Source organism: Roseovarius sp. (genome assembly GCF_048262375.1).
GTDB lineage: Bacteria > Pseudomonadota > Alphaproteobacteria > Rhodobacterales > Rhodobacteraceae > Roseovarius.
Window position 1 is genome coordinate 37,730 of the sequence record NZ_JBLXFE010000001.1, and the last position, 16,223, is coordinate 53,952.

Annotated in this window: 16 protein-coding genes; 9 read left to right on the forward strand and 7 right to left on the reverse strand. The window is 63.2% G+C overall.

Annotation, left to right across the window (positions count from 1 at the left end; all coding sequences use genetic code 11):
- The first annotated feature begins 11 nt into the window (after window positions 1–11).
- Window positions 12–704, forward strand: a complete 693-nt coding sequence (locus tag ACN0SW_RS00185) for an NUDIX hydrolase (RefSeq protein ID WP_417725867.1) — start codon at window positions 12–14, stop codon at window positions 702–704.
- A gap of 40 nt (window positions 705–744) precedes the next feature.
- Here the strand turns inward: ACN0SW_RS00185 and ACN0SW_RS00190 are convergent, their stop codons facing one another.
- Together ACN0SW_RS00190 and ACN0SW_RS00195 are read right to left on the reverse strand one after the other, a co-directional pair.
- Window positions 745–1,647 (reverse strand): EamA family transporter, encoded by a 903-nt coding sequence (locus tag ACN0SW_RS00190; protein ID WP_417725868.1) that lies wholly within the window; start codon window positions 1,645–1,647, stop codon window positions 745–747.
- Between the two features lie 37 nt (window positions 1,648–1,684).
- On the reverse strand, window positions 1,685–2,701 hold the full coding sequence (locus ACN0SW_RS00195) for a ribose-phosphate pyrophosphokinase (protein ID WP_417725869.1): 1,017 nt from the start codon (window positions 2,699–2,701) through the stop codon (window positions 1,685–1,687).
- Between the two features lie 101 nt (window positions 2,702–2,802).
- Between ACN0SW_RS00195 and ACN0SW_RS00200 the strand changes: the two genes are divergently transcribed.
- Both ACN0SW_RS00200 and ACN0SW_RS00205 read left to right on the forward strand, forming a co-directional pair.
- Complete coding sequence (locus ACN0SW_RS00200) at window positions 2,803–3,402, forward strand: 2-hydroxychromene-2-carboxylate isomerase (protein ID WP_417725870.1); 600 nt, start codon at window positions 2,803–2,805, stop codon at window positions 3,400–3,402.
- Entirely contained in the window at window positions 3,365–4,246 is an 882-nt protein-coding gene (locus ACN0SW_RS00205) for an alpha/beta fold hydrolase (RefSeq protein ID WP_417725871.1), read from the forward strand. The genes ACN0SW_RS00200 and ACN0SW_RS00205 overlap by 38 nt, the downstream gene beginning before the upstream one ends.
- Here ACN0SW_RS00205 and ACN0SW_RS00210 read toward each other — a convergent pair.
- Window positions 4,230–7,097, reverse strand: a complete 2,868-nt coding sequence (locus tag ACN0SW_RS00210; protein ID WP_417725872.1) for a calcium-binding protein — start codon at window positions 7,095–7,097, stop codon at window positions 4,230–4,232. The two genes, ACN0SW_RS00205 and ACN0SW_RS00210, sit on opposite strands and share 17 nt — an antisense overlap.
- 165 nt (window positions 7,098–7,262) lie before the next feature.
- On the opposite strand from ACN0SW_RS00210, the gene ACN0SW_RS00215 reads away from it, so the two are divergent.
- Entirely contained in the window at window positions 7,263–7,763 is a 501-nt protein-coding gene (locus tag ACN0SW_RS00215) for a L,D-transpeptidase family protein (RefSeq protein ID WP_417725873.1), read from the forward strand.
- A 2-nt stretch (window positions 7,764–7,765) separates the two neighbouring features.
- Here ACN0SW_RS00215 and ACN0SW_RS00220 read toward each other — a convergent pair whose 3' ends face one another.
- Entirely contained in the window at window positions 7,766–8,155 is a 390-nt protein-coding gene (locus tag ACN0SW_RS00220) for a hypothetical protein (protein ID WP_417725874.1), read from the reverse strand.
- A gap of 82 nt (window positions 8,156–8,237) precedes the next feature.
- The gene (locus ACN0SW_RS00225) at window positions 8,238–8,891 is read right to left on the reverse strand and encodes a YggS family pyridoxal phosphate-dependent enzyme (protein WP_417725875.1); all 654 of its coding nucleotides are present in this window, start codon (window positions 8,889–8,891) and stop codon (window positions 8,238–8,240) included.
- Between the two features lie 136 nt (window positions 8,892–9,027).
- Between ACN0SW_RS00225 and ACN0SW_RS00230 the strand changes: the two genes are divergently transcribed.
- Complete coding sequence (locus ACN0SW_RS00230; protein WP_417725876.1) at window positions 9,028–9,507, forward strand: DUF3576 domain-containing protein; 480 nt, start codon at window positions 9,028–9,030, stop codon at window positions 9,505–9,507.
- Window positions 9,508–9,514: 7 nt separating this feature from the next.
- Here the strand turns inward: ACN0SW_RS00230 and ACN0SW_RS00235 are convergent, their stop codons facing one another.
- Complete coding sequence (locus ACN0SW_RS00235) at window positions 9,515–10,126, reverse strand: cation transporter (RefSeq protein ID WP_417725877.1); 612 nt, start codon at window positions 10,124–10,126, stop codon at window positions 9,515–9,517.
- Between the two features lie 75 nt (window positions 10,127–10,201).
- On the opposite strand from ACN0SW_RS00235, the gene ACN0SW_RS00240 reads away from it, so the two are divergent.
- Entirely contained in the window at window positions 10,202–10,654 is a 453-nt protein-coding gene (locus ACN0SW_RS00240) for a MerR family transcriptional regulator (protein ID WP_417725878.1), read from the forward strand.
- On the opposite strand, the gene ACN0SW_RS00245 is transcribed toward ACN0SW_RS00240, so the two are convergent.
- Window positions 10,615–11,856 (reverse strand): glycosyltransferase, encoded by a 1,242-nt coding sequence (locus tag ACN0SW_RS00245; RefSeq protein WP_417725879.1) that lies wholly within the window; start codon window positions 11,854–11,856, stop codon window positions 10,615–10,617. The genes ACN0SW_RS00240 and ACN0SW_RS00245 overlap by 40 nt on opposite strands.
- Window positions 11,857–12,005: 149 nt before the next feature.
- Between ACN0SW_RS00245 and leuS the strand changes: the two genes are divergently transcribed.
- Genes leuS through holA form a run of 3 tightly spaced genes read left to right on the forward strand, consistent with a single transcriptional unit; the run spans window position 12,006 to window position 16,067 of the window.
- Window positions 12,006–14,552 (forward strand): leucine--tRNA ligase, encoded by a 2,547-nt coding sequence (gene leuS / locus ACN0SW_RS00250; RefSeq protein WP_417725880.1) that lies wholly within the window; start codon window positions 12,006–12,008, stop codon window positions 14,550–14,552.
- Window positions 14,539–15,042, forward strand: coding sequence for an LPS assembly lipoprotein LptE (lptE, locus tag ACN0SW_RS00255; RefSeq protein ID WP_417725881.1), 504 nt, complete (start codon window positions 14,539–14,541; stop codon window positions 15,040–15,042). The genes leuS and lptE overlap by 14 nt, the downstream gene beginning before the upstream one ends.
- A complete protein-coding gene (gene holA / locus ACN0SW_RS00260; protein ID WP_417725882.1) occupies window positions 15,039–16,067 on the forward strand; it encodes a DNA polymerase III subunit delta in 1,029 nt (342 codons plus the stop codon). The genes lptE and holA overlap by 4 nt, the downstream gene beginning before the upstream one ends.
- Window positions 16,068–16,223 lie beyond the last annotated feature (156 nt).

Sequence of the window (16,223 nt, forward strand, 5' to 3'; positions counted from 1 at the left end):
AGGGGGCAGGCATGACCGCAATCGACAAAACCGCCATACGCGACGCCGCGACCGTGATCGTTTTGCGTGATCCGGAGCGCCCGCATGTCCTGATGGGACAGCGCGGGGCGACCGCGGCGTTCATGCCCAACAAATTTGTCTTTCCCGGTGGGGCGGTGGATGCGGGGGATGCGGATATTCCGCTGGGGCGTCCGCTGCCGCCGCTCTGTGCCGAACGTCTGACGGAGGATTGTGACCGCGATCTGAGCCATGCGCTGGCTGCGGCGGCAATCCGCGAGCTGTGGGAAGAAACCGGGCTGGCGCTTGGTATGCCCGGTGCGTGGCCGAATGCGGTGCCCGGCGATTGGGCGGGTTTTGCCGCGCGTGGTCTGGTGCCGGTGGCTGATCCTTTGCAATTCGTGTTTCGCGCCATCACCCCGCCGGGACGCCCACGCCGGTTTGATGCGCGGTTCTTTCTCGTGCATGCCGAGGCGCTGGCGGGCGATCTGGATGATTTCTCTGCCGCCTGCGAAGAATTGAGCCATTTGCAGTGGATTCCGCTGGAGGATGCCCGCCGCTTTGATCTGCCCTTCATCACCGAGGTGGTTTTGGCCGAGGTCACGGCGCGTGCGCATGACCGCAACCCGCCAGCCTCGGTGCCCTTCTTTCGCAACGACGACGAGGAGAGCCTGTTTTTGCGGCTCAAGGGGGCGGCGGCCGGGTGAAGGGGGATGCTGCGCGCGCCCCGCGCGGCTGAGCCGTCCCCTACCTGAGCGCCACCACCGCCATCACCGACAGGGTGATCAACGCAATCCCCCAGCCCTCGCGCCGGGTAATGCGCTCGCCAAAGAACAAAACTGAAGCGAAGAGCGAAAAGATCACCTCAACCTGACCCACCGCAAAGACCATCGCCGCATTTTGCAGGGTAAAGGCCGTGAACCAGCACAGGCTTCCGGCCATGCCGGTCAATCCCATCCAGACCGCCGTGCGCCGCGCTGCGACGACGCGCCCGACCTGTCCGGGTTCGCGCCACATCAGCCACAGCGTGAGTGCTGCCGCCTGCATCACTGTCACCACCATCAGCGACAGACCCGCGCGCAAGAGCGCGTCCTCGCTGGCAATTTCCAGTGTTGCACCACGATAGCCCACTGCCGAGATCGCAAAGAACGCCCCCGACGCCAGCCCAAGCGCCGCCGCGCGATTGCCCAAGCGCCGCCACCAGCGGCCCTCAAGCCCCGGCATGTCCGACAGGATCAGCACCCCGATCAGCCCCAAGAGGATCGCACCAAGCCCCAGCCACGTGATCCGGTCGCCAAGGATGACGAGGCCCACGAGGGCGGTTTGCACCACTTCGGTTTTCTTGAAGGTGATGCCCACCGCGAAATTACGCTCGGCAAAGAGGGCCACCACGCACCATGTCGCGAGTATTTGTGCGAGCCCGCCCGCCACGGCATAGGCCCAAAAGAGCGGGGTGTAGCCCGGCCAAACGGCATCCGTCGCCGCCAGATACCCCAGCGACAGCGCCACAACGAAAGGCGCGGAATAAAAGAACCGCGCCAGCGTCGCCCCGCCCGCACTGAGCGCCCCCATGCTGAGGTGCTTTTGCAGCATGAAGCGCAGCGTCTGAAACGCTGCCGCTGCGATTGAAATGAGGATCCAGGGTTCCATACCCGATCATGAAACCGAATGCGGCACGGGTGTGCCCTTAGCCGCCAAACTGGCCCTCATAGACCGGCTCCAGCGTCGGCGTGTCAAACAGCGACGACACGCTGGTGCCGTTCCAGATGTTGAGGATCGCCTGGGCAAAGACCGGGGCCGTGGGGATGATGCGGATATTCGGGGTCGCGCGCACCGCATCGGTGGGCAGGATCGTATCGGTGATCACCATGGATTTCAGCACGGATTTGGTGATCCGCTCGACCGCCGGGCCGGACATCACGCCATGGGTGGTATAGGCATGCACCTCGCGTGCGCCGTTTTCCAGCAGCACCTCAGCGGCCTTGCACATGGTGCCGGCAGTGTCACACATGTCATCGACGATGATGCAGATTTTATCTGTGACATCGCCGATCACGGTCATCTCGGCGACCTCGCCTGCTTTTTCCCGGCGCTTATCGACGATCGACAGGGGGGCGGTGATCCGCTTGGCCAGTTCGCGGGCCCGCGCCACCCCGCCCACGTCGGGCGAGACCACCATCACATCCTGTATGCAGCCCTTGAATTGCGTCATGATATCCAGCGCAAAAATCGGTGAGGCGTAAAGGTTGTCCACTGGAATGTCGAAAAAGCCCTGAATCTGGGCGGCATGCAGATCCATGGTCAGCACCCGCTCGACCCCGGCCTCGACGATCATGTTGGCAACAAGCTTGGCCGAAATCGGTGTCCGCGCCTTGGAGCGGCGATCCTGCCGCGCATAGCCGAAATAGGGGATCACGGCAGTGATGCGCGCCGCTGAGGACCGGCGCAGCGCGTCGGCCATGATCAAGAGTTCCATCAGGTTGTCATTGGCCGGGTTCGACGTAGGCTGGATAATAAACATGTCCTCGCCGCGCACGTTCTCATAAACCTCGACAAAGATTTCCTGATCGTTGAAGCGCTCGACCCGCGCATCCACCAACCCCACGTTGACGCCACGATGCATCGACATTCGACGGGCAATGGCCGTGGCAAGCGGCAGGTTGGCATTGCCCGAAATGAGCTTCGGTTGCGATGTGGCTGGCATTATGTGTCCCCGGCTGTGCAATATGACAGATTCGTGATGTTGACACCGCTTAGCATGTGGTCATGCTCAGGCAAAGTGATGCAGCAAGGGAACGTGCAGAAATGCCCCATATTGACTATTATTTCTCGACCCTCTCCCCCTATGCCTATCTCGCGGGTGCGGGATTAGAAGAGATCGCCGCGCGGCACGGCGCGAGCATCACCTATAAACCGCTCGATATCATGGCGCTTTTTGCGCGCACGGGGGGGGCCGCACCGGCGGACCGGCATCCGTCGCGCACGGCCTATCGCAATCAGGAATTGCCGCGTCAGGCGAAAAAGCGCGGTATGGCCCTGACATTGAAGCCTGCCTTTTGGCCGACCAACCCGGCCCCCTCGTCCTATGCCATCATCGCGGCACAGGCGGCAGGCGGCGGCGATCTGGGGGCGTTGGTGCAATCCATTCTGCGCGCCTGCTGGGCGGAAGAGCGCAACATCGCCGAGGACGAGGTGATCCGAGATTGCCTGAGCCGTGCCGGATTTGATCCGGCGCTGGCGGACAAGGGGCTGCTCAGCGGTGCGGAAACCTATGCCTCCAATCTTGAACAGGCGGTGGCGGCGGGCGTCTTTGGTGCGCCTTTCTATGTGGTGGATAGCGGCCAGAATTTCTGGGGTCAGGACCGGCTTGAGGATCTCGACCTGCATCTGGCGGGCAAGCTCTGATCCGATGCCGCAGGACATCCGGGGGGGATTTCCCACCCATTGGACAGAAATAGGCACGGGGTCGCGCCGGGCGCTGGCCATTCATTGCTCGCTGGCCCATTCCGGCAGTTGGGGGCCCTTGGCACGCGCGCTTGGGGACGCATTGCGTTTGACCGCGTTCGATCTGCCGGGACACGGGCACAGCGGCGCATGGCAAGGGCAGGGCGAGATTCAGGCGGTCAGCACCGCAATGGCGGCGGATTTTCTGGACGCGCCCACCGATATCATCGGTCATTCCTTTGGGGCGACGGTGGCGCTGCGGCTGGCGGTTGAGCATCCCGAACTGGTGCGGTCCCTGATTCTCTATGAACCGGTGTTTTTTGCCGTCGCCCTGCACGATCGCCCTGACGTGCGCGCAGGCCATGAGGCCGAAATGGCGGAATATGGTGCAGGCATGGCGGCAGGTGATTTTTACCGCGCAGCAGTGGGGTTCACCCATGTCTGGGGCGATCGGCGCGGATGGACGGTTCTGCCCGAGGCCGCCCGCCGCGCCATGGCGGCGCAAATGCCGCTGATCGAGGCGGCGAACCCTGCGCTCTACGGGGATGCAGGCGGGATGCTGGCCAGCGGCGCGTTGGAGAGGATCGGCGCGCCGACGCTCTTGATGGAGGGCAGCACCTCACCCGAGATCATCGGCGTGATCAACGCCGGACTGGCGGCGCGCTTGCCAAACGCCCGCCGCGTGAGTGTCCAAGGGGCCGGGCATATGGGGCCGATCAGCCATTCAAAGGTGGTCGCGGAAGAGGTTCTGGGATTTCTCCGGGGGATGCGGGCCGCCAATCTCGCGCCTACATCAGATCGCTGAGCGCCACGGCCTGACCGGGTGTGGCGGCAAATTCCACCGCCTCGACATCGACCAGCGTAACCGCGCCCTGTGGCCCCTCCAAGATCACCCGCACGCCGTCGCGCCCGATTCCATACGCGTCCCGCGCTCCCGGCAGGATTGCCAGATCACGGCCCCCGCCGCCGTGCATCCGGTCATTGCCGCCATGCCCTATGAGAACGTCATCGCCGGCATCCCCCAACAGAATATCGGCCTTGGCCGTGCCATCGAGCCGGGCGCCACCGGGGGCTGCCCGCAGTGTCACACCCTGCAAAAATACATCGGTGTCGCGCGTGCCATCCCACGTCGGCGCGACCGCATTGGCGCGCATCAGCGCATCCCAACGCGCGGTGCTGTCGTTCAAATACCGCAACGCGCCCCAACTGCCCCATTTCGACGGGGCCGCCACATCGACAAACGCATTAAAGAGTGTGCCGCCCGCCGCCGTCCAGCCGGTCATCAGCGCATCATAGAGCGCCCCCATCTGTGGGCTGTAATTGAACCCGACAAAGAAATCGGTCAGCGCGTCATTCTCGACCACCGCACCCTGCCCAACCACATGCGTGCCGCCCTCATACATCACCAATCGCAGGCCGTGCCGTGCCGCGACCTGCGCGTGATAGGGCAGGGTGTCGCGCAGCAACTCGCCCAGTGATCCCTGACGCAACGCCTCTGCGGCCAGATCATAGGCCAGATCATGCCCATGTGCGGCCACATAGGCCTCGGGGTCTGCCCCGGTCTCGACCGCCTTGGCGCGGGCCACGGCCTCGCTCGCGGCGATCCACGCCAGCACCGCGCGCGCCTGATCTTCGCTGCCCAGCTCATAGCCGAAATAGCCGGTCACGCCGTAGGCATCAAACCGCGTCACGGGGGGCTCTGTCAGTTGTCCATGCTCCAGTGCCAATGGGGCCATCAGCAGCGGCTCTTCCAATCCCGGCCAGCCGGTATGTGTTCCGATGACGATCTGCAAGCGGTCGTCTTGCCCGGCATAGATCGCGCGCCAGATATCGGCCATCTGCGCCGCACGCAGCCCGGCAAACTGCATCCATGCATCATCGCCTGCCGCCTCGCCCCAAAGCGCCAGCGCCTGATCCCGCGCCCAGACCGTCTGGGGGAACATGAAATTCCAGATCTCATTGGAATATTCGACATGCGCGTGCAAACCGGGATCGAGATGGTCACGCATATAGGTGGCAAAGCCCCGGAAATAGGCGTCGTTCCCGGCATGCGGCATGTTCACCCAAGGGTCGGCCCCGATCTGATTGGCGAGATCAACCATCACCTCGACCGGCACGCCGCGCCAGACATAGCTGGCGTCCTGCTGCACCGGACGATCCGCCCAGCCCGTCTGTGTTGCGCCATTGGTGAACATCCAGTCCATGAACCGGATCACCCGCAGATCGGCGATCTTTTCGATCCAGAGCGGGTTAAAAATCACCCCCAACTCGTGCAGGGCCAGCTGATCCTCGCGCACGATGGTTATGTCGCGCAATGGGTTGCCCGGCTGGGTCTCAAGCAGGGTGAGCGCGACCGGTCCCGCGCCGGGCATCACATCAAACCGCACCTCGCGCTTGCTGTAATCATAGCGCACATTGTCGGCGCGCCCGACGACGCGGATCACGCCCTTGCCAGTGTAGCGCAGCACATAGCGGCCAGTCAGATGCGTGGCCCCCTCGGGCTGATCGGTCAGGATGAACGCCTCCAGCGCCTTGGCCCCATCCGGCAGCGCCAGCGGCCAGCCAAATTCATCAAGATAACCCCCGGCCCGCAAGGCTTCGGTCGAATACGCCCCCCAATCCTTTGCTGTATGCCCAATCCAAGGGCGCGCGGTTTTCATCACATCGACGAACGGATGCTGGCTCGACCAATCGGCAATCCCGTTCAACCCTATGCCGAGGCTGGGATTGGCCAACCCCACGCCGGGTGCGGCATCGGTCTGTTGCACGGTCTGCACCGGCTTTGCGGTCCGCGCCTCATCGCGCAGCCCCAAACCCTGCGCCACCTCCTCAATAAGCCGAGCGTATTGGTCACGCACCTGCGGATGCAGGCGTGCGGGCAATTCAAACGCCACCGGCGCGGAGGTCTCATAGAGCGCGCTATAGGTGACCAGAGCGGCCAGAAAATAGAGGGTCGCGGTGCCATGCGGCGCGTCGTCCGAATAGAGCGCCTCGACAGGCACATCCTCCAGAACGCCGGTTTGCAACCCCGTGAGCACGGACGAGACAGGCAAGAGCGTGATGTCCACCTCTGGCCGCGCCGCCTGCAAAGCGGCCACATAATCGCGAAACCAGTCGTGATATTCGCTCAGCGCATAGCCATGCCAGCGCCGCAGATTTCGGGCCGAGGGCGGAAAGCCTCGGGTGAAGGCGCCCATATCGGGCCATCCCTCATAGATCAGCACCCGCGCGCCGGGCCAATCGCCGGTCGCTTGGTCGATCACGTCAAGCGTCACCGAAACCGGGCTGGCGCGACCCGGATTGTCGCCCTCAAACGGTGCATCCGGCGCTTGACCTTGAATGAAATTCGCAGGGGTGATGAGAACGGTATCCGCCGCCCCTCGCCGCACGCCCACACCGTCAAACGACCAGTTGGGCGCAACACCTTTGGTCGCGAAATCACGCAGAAACCCCCATTGCCCCGAAAGGGCCAGATCGCGCCCCCCCGCCTGCGCCAGCCGCGCCAGCCAATAGGGCACATTCGTGGCCGGATCGTCGCTGAGGTGATGCACGAGAGAATTGCCAAAGACATGCGCGTGGAGCGTTGCACGCTCCGCCTGCGCCGGGGCGGAGCCAAGGATCAACAATGCTCCGATCAGTCCAATCACATGTCGCACGGTCCATTCCCCCTTTGCCCTCACGTCACTATAGAGACAGGGCGCGCGCCTTGCCACCATCTGCGGTGCCGCCGACGTGGTGGAGTTCGGGTATTTTGCCAAGAAGAAACCCATGCCTGCGAATCATGCTTTTCTGGCCTCGGCCGATAGGGCAGAACAGGGCACATGACACCCGACGATCTGGTTCTCACCCGACTTGGCCTGCGGTTTCGCGGGCGCCGCTATCCCTGCACCATCGGGCGCGGTGGGATATCGGCATGCAAGCGCGAAGGCGACGGGGCGACGCCCGTAGGCGTGCATCGCATCGTGGGCCTGCTCTATCGCCCTGACCGCATGGCGCGGCCCAGCGATTGGGCGGTGCCGATCCGCCCCGGTGATCTGTGGTCGGATGATCCAGAGCATGAGGATTACAACCTCATGGTGCGCGCGCCCTATCTGCATAGCCACGAGGCGCTGCGCCGCGCCGATCCGCTCTATGATCTGGTGCTGATCACCGATTGGAACTGGCCGCAGGCCGAGCGTGGGCGCGGGTCCTGCATTTTCATCCACCGCTGGCGGCGTCCGGGCTATCCCACGGCAGGCTGCATCGGGCTGCGCCCCGATCACCTGCTCCAAATCGCAGGCCAGATCACCTTTGGTGCGCGGCTGATTGTGCGGTCGCGCTAGGCTTACTCGGGATATTTGCGGCTTGCAGTGGCGCGCGCCAGAACCTTTTTGTTGGCCCGCGCCGTCGCGGTCCAGACATAGGTGTGCACCCCGCCCGGCGGGCATGGGCTCTTGTATTTGAAAGCGCCGAACGGCAATTGCCCATCGCTGCCGATTTTCAACCGTCCGCCGCCGTGATTGTAATTTGGCGCATCGCGATCCTTGAGCGCAAACTCGATTGACGTGGTACCAGCCGGGACCCCGCGCAGAACAAAGGCGGGGCTTCCGACCGTGTTGGGATTTCCAGAGCGGCAAGCGGGGATATCGCCCCATTCAAAAGAAATCGTGAACTCTGCCGCCGCCGTAGTTGCGGACAGCGCAAGCGCGGCAAGTGAAAGCGATAAAAGGCGCATTTTCAATCTCCAGTTCAGACAGTCGCAACACAAAAAGCGTAGCCTGCTGCGCCCATCCTGACAAACGAAAGTTAATGTGACTTCAGCCGTAATCCCGCTCGCCAAAGATCGCAGACCCGACCCGAATATGTGTGGCGCCCTGCGCGATGGCACGTTCGAAATCGCTGCTCATGCCCATCGACAGCCCCTTTAGCCCGTTGCGCGCCGCCATTTTCGCCAGAAGCGCGAAATGCAGGCTTGGTTCTTCGTCCACCGGCGGGATGCACATCAGCCCCTGAACCGGCAGGTCGAGCGCGCGGCATTCGGCCACGAACCCGTCCACGGCGTCTGGCAAAACGCCCGCCTTTTGCGGCTCTTCGCCAGTGTTGACCTGCAAGAACAGCTCCGGGCAATGGCCCATCTCCTGCGCCAGCCGCGCGATGGTCTGTGCGATTTTGGGGCGGTCTACCGAGTGGATCGCCTGAAACATCTCCATCGCCTGCCGTGCCTTGTTGCTCTGCAACGGCCCGATCAGATGCAGCACGATTCCGTCATAGCGTTCCTGAAACGGCGGCCAGCGGCCTGCCGCCTCTTGCACCCGGTTTTCACCAAAGACGCGGTGGCCTTGGTCCAGTACGGCGGCGACCCGGTCCTCGGGTTGCACCTTGGATACTGCGATCAATTCCACCTCGGACGGCGCGCGCCCTGCTGCGGCGCAGGCCTTGTCCACCAGTGCTTTGATTTCGCTCAGACCCATGACTATTTCCTCATCTTGCCTGCGCCCTGCATGCCACAGCGCACAGTGCCGGCACAAGTGCGCGACAAACTGTCAAACGGCTTGCCCCTTCGGCCCGGCTTGGATAGTAGAGATGGAAACAATCCCGGACGGTGCCATGACCCACTCGCGTTTCAAGATCGTCGGCCTGACCGCGGCCTGCCTCGTGCTTCTGAGCGGCTGCGGCGGGTTTAAGAACGCCAAGCTCGACCCCGAGGCGATGCGTGTCAAAGGCGGACGCGAAAGACAGGCTGCGGCCGATGATGGCTCGATCTTTGATGCGTTTCGCGGCGCCAAGGATACCGTCAAGGTCAACCGCTTTCTCTGGACTGCGTCGCTTCAGGTGTTGGATTTCCTGCCGATTGAGGCGGCTGATCCCTTTACCGGCGTAATTTCCACCGGCTATGGCACCCCGCCGGGCGGTGGTCAGGCGTACCGAGCGACCATCCTGATCAGCGATCCGGCTCTGGATGCCCGCGCGCTCAACGTCGCGCTGCAAACCCGGAGCGGTGCGGTTGACGCGGCGACCGAGCGTGCGGTCGAGGATGCGATTCTCAACCGTGCCCGGCAATTGCGTATCAACGCCGCCCGGTTCTAAGCAGCCGCTAGGCGCGACGCCGTTCATCCAGCGCCTGCCGGATGATCTGGCGTGCGGAGTTGACAAAAAGCGTGGCCATGACCCCGGCGACAATCAGGTCGGGCCAGCCAGAGGCGGCCCCCCAAACGGCCAATGCCGCGACCATCACCGCAACATTGCCGATCGCGTCATTGCGGGAACACAGCCAGACCGAGCGGACATTGGCATCGCCATCCTTGTAGGCCATGAGCAAGAGCACGCTCGTCACATTGGCGGCCAGCGCCAGAAATCCGATGCTGCCCATGATCCCGGCCTCGGGCACGCCCAGATAGAACACCCGGTAAACCGTCGCGCCCAGCACCCAGATGCCCATCGTCATCAGGCTTAACCCCTTGAAAAGCGCCGCGGTGGCCCGCACCTGTACGGACATGCCGATCACAGCCAAGGACAGCCCATAGGTCAGCGCATCGCCCAGAAAATCCAGCGCGTCGGCCTTGAGCGCCTGCGACTGCGCCGCCTGCCCCGCGAACATTTCCACCGCGAACATCGTCGCGTTGATCGCGATCACGATCCATAATCGCCGCTTATAGGCTGCTGACATCCCGTCAAACCGGGCGTCATGGCCACAACATCCCGCCATTCCGGGGCCTCCTTTGCATTTGCATCACGGGCAATGTAATCTCTCTAGCGACTAGAGCTTCAAGAGGGATGTTCGATGTTTTTGTCGATCGGCGATCTGTCCCGGCGCACCGGGGTCAAGGTGCCAACCATTCGCTATTACGAAACCCGTGGTCTGCTCGACGCCCCTCTGCGCAGCGCGGGCAATCAGCGGCGCTATGGGCGCGCAGAACTGGAACGGCTGGGCTTTATCCGCCACGCCCGCGATCTGGGATTCGCGCTCGACGCCATCGCCGCGCTGATCGAGTTGCAGGACCACCCAGATCGCGCCTGTACGACGGCCACCCGAATTGCGCAGGTCCAGCTAGAGGCGGTGCGCCAGAAAATCCGCCGCCTGCGCGCGCTTGAGGCAGAGCTTGCGCGGATCACCGGGGGCTGCACCGGGACCGGCACCTCGCGCGACTGCTATGTGCTGGCCTCATTGGCGGATCACGATCTCTGCGCGCAGGATCACTTACCCGAAGCCAGCCCCTCGACCCAGCTCATCTGACGCGGCAGACAGATGGTGCGCAGATCATACTGCGTGCGGATCAATTCTCGGGCGTTGGCCCCCAACCGCGCCCGCTCTGTTGCATCCTCCAACAGCGCGCAGACCTCATTCACCAGCGCCTCACGGTCAAAGAAATCCACCAGCCGCCCGGTTTCGCCATGGGTGATGACCTCACGCACCGGGGCGGTATCGCCCGCCACGATTGCCGCCGCGCAGGACATCGCCTCCAGCAAGGACCAACTCAGGACAAAGGGATAGGTCAGGTAGACATGCACGCGGCTGACCTGCAACAGCCGCAGGAACTGGTCATAGGGAATTCGGCCAAGGAAATGCACCCTCTGCCAGTCGGGCGTGGAAATACGGCCGCGGACCTCGTCGATGAAAATCTGCTTCCATGTTTGCCCCTTGGGGGCGCGCGCGCCATAGCTTACCTCATCGCCGCCGACGATCAGCACCTTGGCATTTGGCCGTTCGCGCAACAGGCGCGGCAGCGCGCGCATAAAGATGTGATAGCCGCGATAAGGCTCCAGATTCCGGTTTACAAAGGTAATCACCTCATCGGCGCGGGTCACATCGCACTGCCCCTCGATGCTGAGCCGCACATCTGCAAGGGGCGCGGCCTGAACCGTGTCGATGCCGTCATGGCTGATCGTGATCCGTTCGCGGAACGGCAGGGGAAAGGTATCCGCCTGAAACCGTGTTGGGCTAATGCCGGCATGACCGGCCTCGAAATGCAGGTGGTTGTTGATGTTTTTCATCCGAATGCGCAGGGCTTCGGCCTCGGTGTTCTTGGCTGCAAATTCGGGATCGAAATTCAGATGCGGATATCCTGCCAGATGATACAGCTCACAATAGAGCCCCATCCGCGCCTCAGGCCAGACATCGCGCAGAAACAGCGACTCACCCCAGCCGGGATGCGCCAGAATGAGATCGGGCGTATAGCCCTGTTCGCGCAGCCTGATCGCGGCCCGCCAACAGGCCTCGCCGCGCGTCACCTTGCTGTCCAGATCCACCAGCCACGGGTGCAGGCTTTGTCCCTCCCGCTTGGGCAGAGCATAGGGGAGGATTTGCACCCCCTGCCATTTGGTCGCCTCCTTGACCCGCAGCGTCAGCGCCAGACACTCATGCCCCTGCCGCGCCAGAAGTGGGGCCAGATGTTTGTATTGGCCGGGAAAATTCTGATGGATGAAAAGGATTTTCATGGTGATCCGTACTGGTTCTGACCTCAGCGGTTATAATCCGCCCCTTCGCCCGCGCAAACCCCCCGCATTTTTGCGCCTGCCCACTGGACCCGCGCGCACCAAGCGCCTATCACCCCCTGCAACAACAGCATCAGCAAGAGGCTCGCCCCATGTCGCGCTATTCAGCCAGTGACGTCGAAGCGAAATGGCAATCCGAGTGGGATTCGGCCGGGATATTCCGCGCCCGCCGCGATCAGACTCGGCCCAAATATTATGTGCTGGAAATGTTCCCCTATCCGTCGGGGCGCATCCACATGGGGCATGTGCGCAACTACACCATGGGTGACGTGGTGGCGCGCTACAAGATTTCGACCGGGCATAATGTGCTGCACCCGATGGGGTGGGACGCCTTTGGCATGCCCGCTGAGAATGCCGCGATGGCCAGCGGTGGCCATCCAAAGGACTGGACCTACGGCAACATCGCCGACATGCGTGCCCAGATGAAGCCGCTGGGCCTCTCAATCGACTGGTCGCGCGAATTTGCCACCTGTGATCCCGAATACTACGGCCAGCAACAGGCGCTTTTCCTCGATTTCCTCGAACACGGGCTGGTCTACCGCAAGAATGCGGTGGTGAACTGGGACCCGGTCGATATGACCGTGCTGGCCAATGAACAGGTGATCGACGGCAAGGGCTGGCGTTCGGGTGCGGATGTGGAACGGCGCGAGCTGACGCAATGGTTCTTTCGCATCTCCGACTTTGCCGAAGAACTGCTAGAGGCGCTGGACAGCCTCGACAACTGGCCCGCCAAGGTGCGGCTGATGCAGGAAAACTGGATCGGCAAATCGCGCGGGCTGCAATTTGCCTTTGGCCTCTTGGATGGGCCAGATGGCCATGACCGCATCGAGGTTTACACCACCCGCCCCGACACTCTGATGGGGGCCAGCTTTGTTGGCATCTCCCCCGATCACCCGCTCGCCAAACGGCTTGAGGCCGAGCGTGACGATGTCGCGGCCTTCTGCGCCGAGGCGCGCAAGGGGGGCACCACCGCCGAGGCCATCGAGAAGGCCGAGAAGCTGGGCTTTGATACTGGCCTGCGCGTGCGCCACCCGTTCGACACCGCTTGGGAATTGCCGGTCTATATCGCCAATTTCATCCTGATGGATTACGGCACAGGTGCGATTTTCGGCTGTCCGGGCCATGACCAGCGCGACCACGATTTCGCGCGCAAATACGATCTGCCCATCGTCGACACGTTCTTGCCGGTCGATGCCGAGCATGACATTCAGGCCGCCCCCTATGTGCCCCTCAAATCCGAACGTGTCCGCTATACGCGGCTCGTCGCCGGTGAGGACATCCAGACCGGCGAGACGGGCGTCAATGCGGCGATCGACTTTTGCGAACAAAATGGCGTGGGGCAGGGCGTGACCAAATTCCGCCTGCGCGATTGGGGTCTCAGTCGCCAACGCTACTGGGGTTGTCCGATTCCGGTGGTGCATTGCGACACCTGCGGCGTGGTGCCGGAAAAGAAGGAAAACCTGCCCATCCGCCTGCCCGACGATGTCACCTTTGATACGCCCGGCAATCCGCTGGACCGCCATCCCACATGGCGTGACTGCACCTGCCCGCGCTGCGGTGCGCCCGCCCGACGCGAGACCGACACGATGGACACATTTGTCGATTCAAGCTGGTATTACGCCCGCTTTACCGCGCCGCATGCCGCGACCCCGACCGATCTGGCAGAGGCCGAGTATTGGATGAATGTCGATCAGTATATCGGCGGCATCGAACATGCGATCCTGCACCTGCTCTATTCGCGTTTCTTTGCCCGCGCGATGCAGATCACCGGGCATCTGCCGGACAAAGCCATCGAGCCGTTCGATGCGCTGTTCACCCAAGGCATGGTGACGCATGAGATATACCAGACCCGCGACGCGGCGGGCCGTCCGGTCTATCACCTGCCCGAAGAGGTGACGGACGGCAAACTTGCCAATGGCGTGGCGGTTGAGATCATCCCCTCCGCCAAAATGTCGAAATCCAAGAAGAACGTCGTCGATCCCTCGACCATCATCGCGCAATATGGCGCCGATACCGCCCGCTGGTTTGTCCTGTCGGACAGCCCGCCCGAGCGTGACGTGGAATGGACCGCCTCTGGGGCCGAGGCGGCACATCGCCACCTCTCCCGCGTCTGGCGTATTGCCGCCGAGATCGCGGCAACCCCCGCCGACCCTTCGCCAGAGGCCGATGAGGCGCTCTTGCGCGAGATGCACAAATGCATCGACGAGGTGACCAAGGGCATCGACAGTTTCGGCTTTAACGCTGCCATCGCGCGGCTCTATGCCTTTACCAACACGCTCGCCAAATCGCAGGCGGGTCAGGCGGCGAAATCCAGTGCGGCCCGGACGTTGGGACAGCTCATGTCGCCGATGACGCCCCATCTTGCCGAAGATGTCTGGGCTATGCTGGGGGGAGAGGGGCTTGTCGCGACCGCGCTCTGGCCCACGCCCGATCCGGCCATGCTGATCGACGATACCGTCATTCTGCCCATCCAGATCAACGGCAAACGGCGTGGCGAAATCACGGTTCCTGCCGATATGCCGAAATCCGAGGTTGAAAAACTGGCGCTGGCCCACAATGCTGTGCTCAAGGCGCTGGATGGGGCCCAGCCCAAAAAGATCATCGTCGTCCCCGGACGGATCGTGAATGTCGTCGTATAACCGCCGCCTTCTGCTGCTGTCAGGCCTGCTGTGCGGGTTTGGCCTGCTGTCTGCCTGTGGATTCGCGCCGGCCTACGGGCCGGGCGGGGCAGGGCAGGCGCTGATGGGGCGGGTCGTTGTGGATGCTCCAGACACCCGCGCGGCCTATCTGCTGACCCAAGAAATCGAGATGCGCCTTGGCCGTGCCGCGCACCCTCGCTATACGCTCAGCCACAAAATTACCCTCACGACACAGCCCATGGCGATCAATCGCAACAATGTGGCCTCGCGCTTCAACGTGTTGGGTCAGGTTGTCTATAGCCTGCGCGATGTCGAGAGCGGTGCCCTTGTCACCTCGGGTGACGTCAACAGCTTTACCGGCTATTCCGCAACCGGTACGACCGTGGCGGTGCAGGCTGCCGAGCGCGACGCCGAGGCGCGGTTGATGTCGATCCTTGCCGATCAGTTGCTCACCCGCCTGTTGGCCGCAGCTCCCGCTCTCTCGGAATGAAGCTTTCGCCGCGCGATGCCTCCCGCTATTTCGCCCGTCCCGAGGCGCATCGCACGGGCCTTCTGATCTATGGGGCGGACGCCATGCGCGTGGCGCTCAAGCGTCAGGAAATGCTGGCCGCTCTTCTTGGTCCCACGGCGGACGCCGAAATGCGCCTCACCCGGATGCCTGCCGGAGATCTGCGCAAGGACCCGGCCGCATTGATGGATGCGGTCAAGGCGCAAGGGTTCTTTCCCGGACCCCGCGCCGCCTTTGTCGAGGACGCGAATGACACCGCCGCCGATGCCATCCTTGCGGCGCTCGCCGACTGGCAGGCGGGGGATGCCCAGATCATCGTCACGGCAGGCGCGCTTAAAGCCGCCTCAAAGATCCGTAAGGCGTTTGAGAGCCACCCCAATGCCTATGCGGTGGGGATTTACGATGATCCCCCCACCCGCGAGGAAATCGAGGCGACGCTCACCCGCGCCGGGCTGCGCGATGTGCCGGGGCCGGTCATGGCCGATCTGACGGCACTTGCCCGCGATCTTGATCCCGGTGACTTTCGCCAGACCATTGAGAAACTGGCGCTCTATAAATTGGGCGATGCCACGCCGCTTGGGGCCGAGGACATCGCCGCTTGCGCCCCTGCCTCGACTGAGGCTGATCTTGATGACATCCTCAATATCGTGGCCGAGGGGCGCTCTGCTGAAATCGGCCCGGTGATGCGGCGATTGAAGGCGCAGGGCACCCAGCCCGTTGGTCTGTGTATCGGGGCCACCCGGCATTTTCGCGCGCTCTACACCGCCGCCTCGGATCCCGGTGGGGCGGCACAGGGGATTGCCCGCATGCGCCCGCCAATTTTCGGGCCGCGTCGCGACCGCATGCTGCGGCAGGCGCAGGGCTGGGGGCCGGAGCGGTTGCAACAGGCGCTCACCATCCTGACAGATACCGACCTCACCCTGCGGTCCGCCGCCCAACGCGCCCCTGAAATGGCGCTTGTCGAGCGTGCGCTGATCCGGCTGGCGATGTTGGCAGGGGCGCGGTGATCTGCGGTGCCTTTAAGGCCTTGAAACCGTCCAATGGGGTCTGAGGCCAACGTCAGCCCAAGACCATTCCCGCACGCGCCTTCGTGATCATAGAGAGGGGGTGAATGCCGACCCCGTTGCCTTGGCCCGGTCTTTGCGCAATGGTGCGGCAATGTA

What these genes read in the sequence shown, in the direction of transcription:
- lptE (WP_417725881.1), top strand. Translation starts at nt 14,539, where the DNA reads ATGTCGTCGTATAACCGCCGCCTTCTGCTGCTGTCAGGCCTGCTGTGC.
- leuS (WP_417725880.1), top strand. Translation starts at nt 12,006, where the DNA reads ATGTCGCGCTATTCAGCCAGTGACGTCGAAGCGAAATGGCAATCCGAG.
- holA (WP_417725882.1), top strand. Translation starts at nt 15,039, where the DNA reads ATGAAGCTTTCGCCGCGCGATGCCTCCCGCTATTTCGCCCGTCCCGAG.
- ACN0SW_RS00200 (WP_417725870.1), top strand. Translation starts at nt 2,803, where the DNA reads ATGCCCCATATTGACTATTATTTCTCGACCCTCTCCCCCTATGCCTAT.
- ACN0SW_RS00195 (WP_417725869.1), bottom strand. Translation starts at nt 2,701, where the DNA reads ATGCCAGCCACATCGCAACCGAAGCTCATTTCGGGCAATGCCAACCTG.
- ACN0SW_RS00225 (WP_417725875.1), bottom strand. Translation starts at nt 8,891, where the DNA reads ATGGGTCTGAGCGAAATCAAAGCACTGGTGGACAAGGCCTGCGCCGCA.
- ACN0SW_RS00245 (WP_417725879.1), bottom strand. Translation starts at nt 11,856, where the DNA reads ATGAAAATCCTTTTCATCCATCAGAATTTTCCCGGCCAATACAAACAT.
- ACN0SW_RS00240 (WP_417725878.1), top strand. Translation starts at nt 10,202, where the DNA reads ATGTTTTTGTCGATCGGCGATCTGTCCCGGCGCACCGGGGTCAAGGTG.
- ACN0SW_RS00185 (WP_417725867.1), top strand. Translation starts at nt 12, where the DNA reads ATGACCGCAATCGACAAAACCGCCATACGCGACGCCGCGACCGTGATC.
- ACN0SW_RS00190 (WP_417725868.1), bottom strand. Translation starts at nt 1,647, where the DNA reads ATGGAACCCTGGATCCTCATTTCAATCGCAGCGGCAGCGTTTCAGACG.
- ACN0SW_RS00220 (WP_417725874.1), bottom strand. Translation starts at nt 8,155, where the DNA reads ATGCGCCTTTTATCGCTTTCACTTGCCGCGCTTGCGCTGTCCGCAACT.
- ACN0SW_RS00215 (WP_417725873.1), top strand. Translation starts at nt 7,263, where the DNA reads ATGACACCCGACGATCTGGTTCTCACCCGACTTGGCCTGCGGTTTCGC.
- ACN0SW_RS00235 (WP_417725877.1), bottom strand. Translation starts at nt 10,126, where the DNA reads ATGGCGGGATGTTGTGGCCATGACGCCCGGTTTGACGGGATGTCAGCA.
- ACN0SW_RS00230 (WP_417725876.1), top strand. Translation starts at nt 9,028, where the DNA reads ATGACCCACTCGCGTTTCAAGATCGTCGGCCTGACCGCGGCCTGCCTC.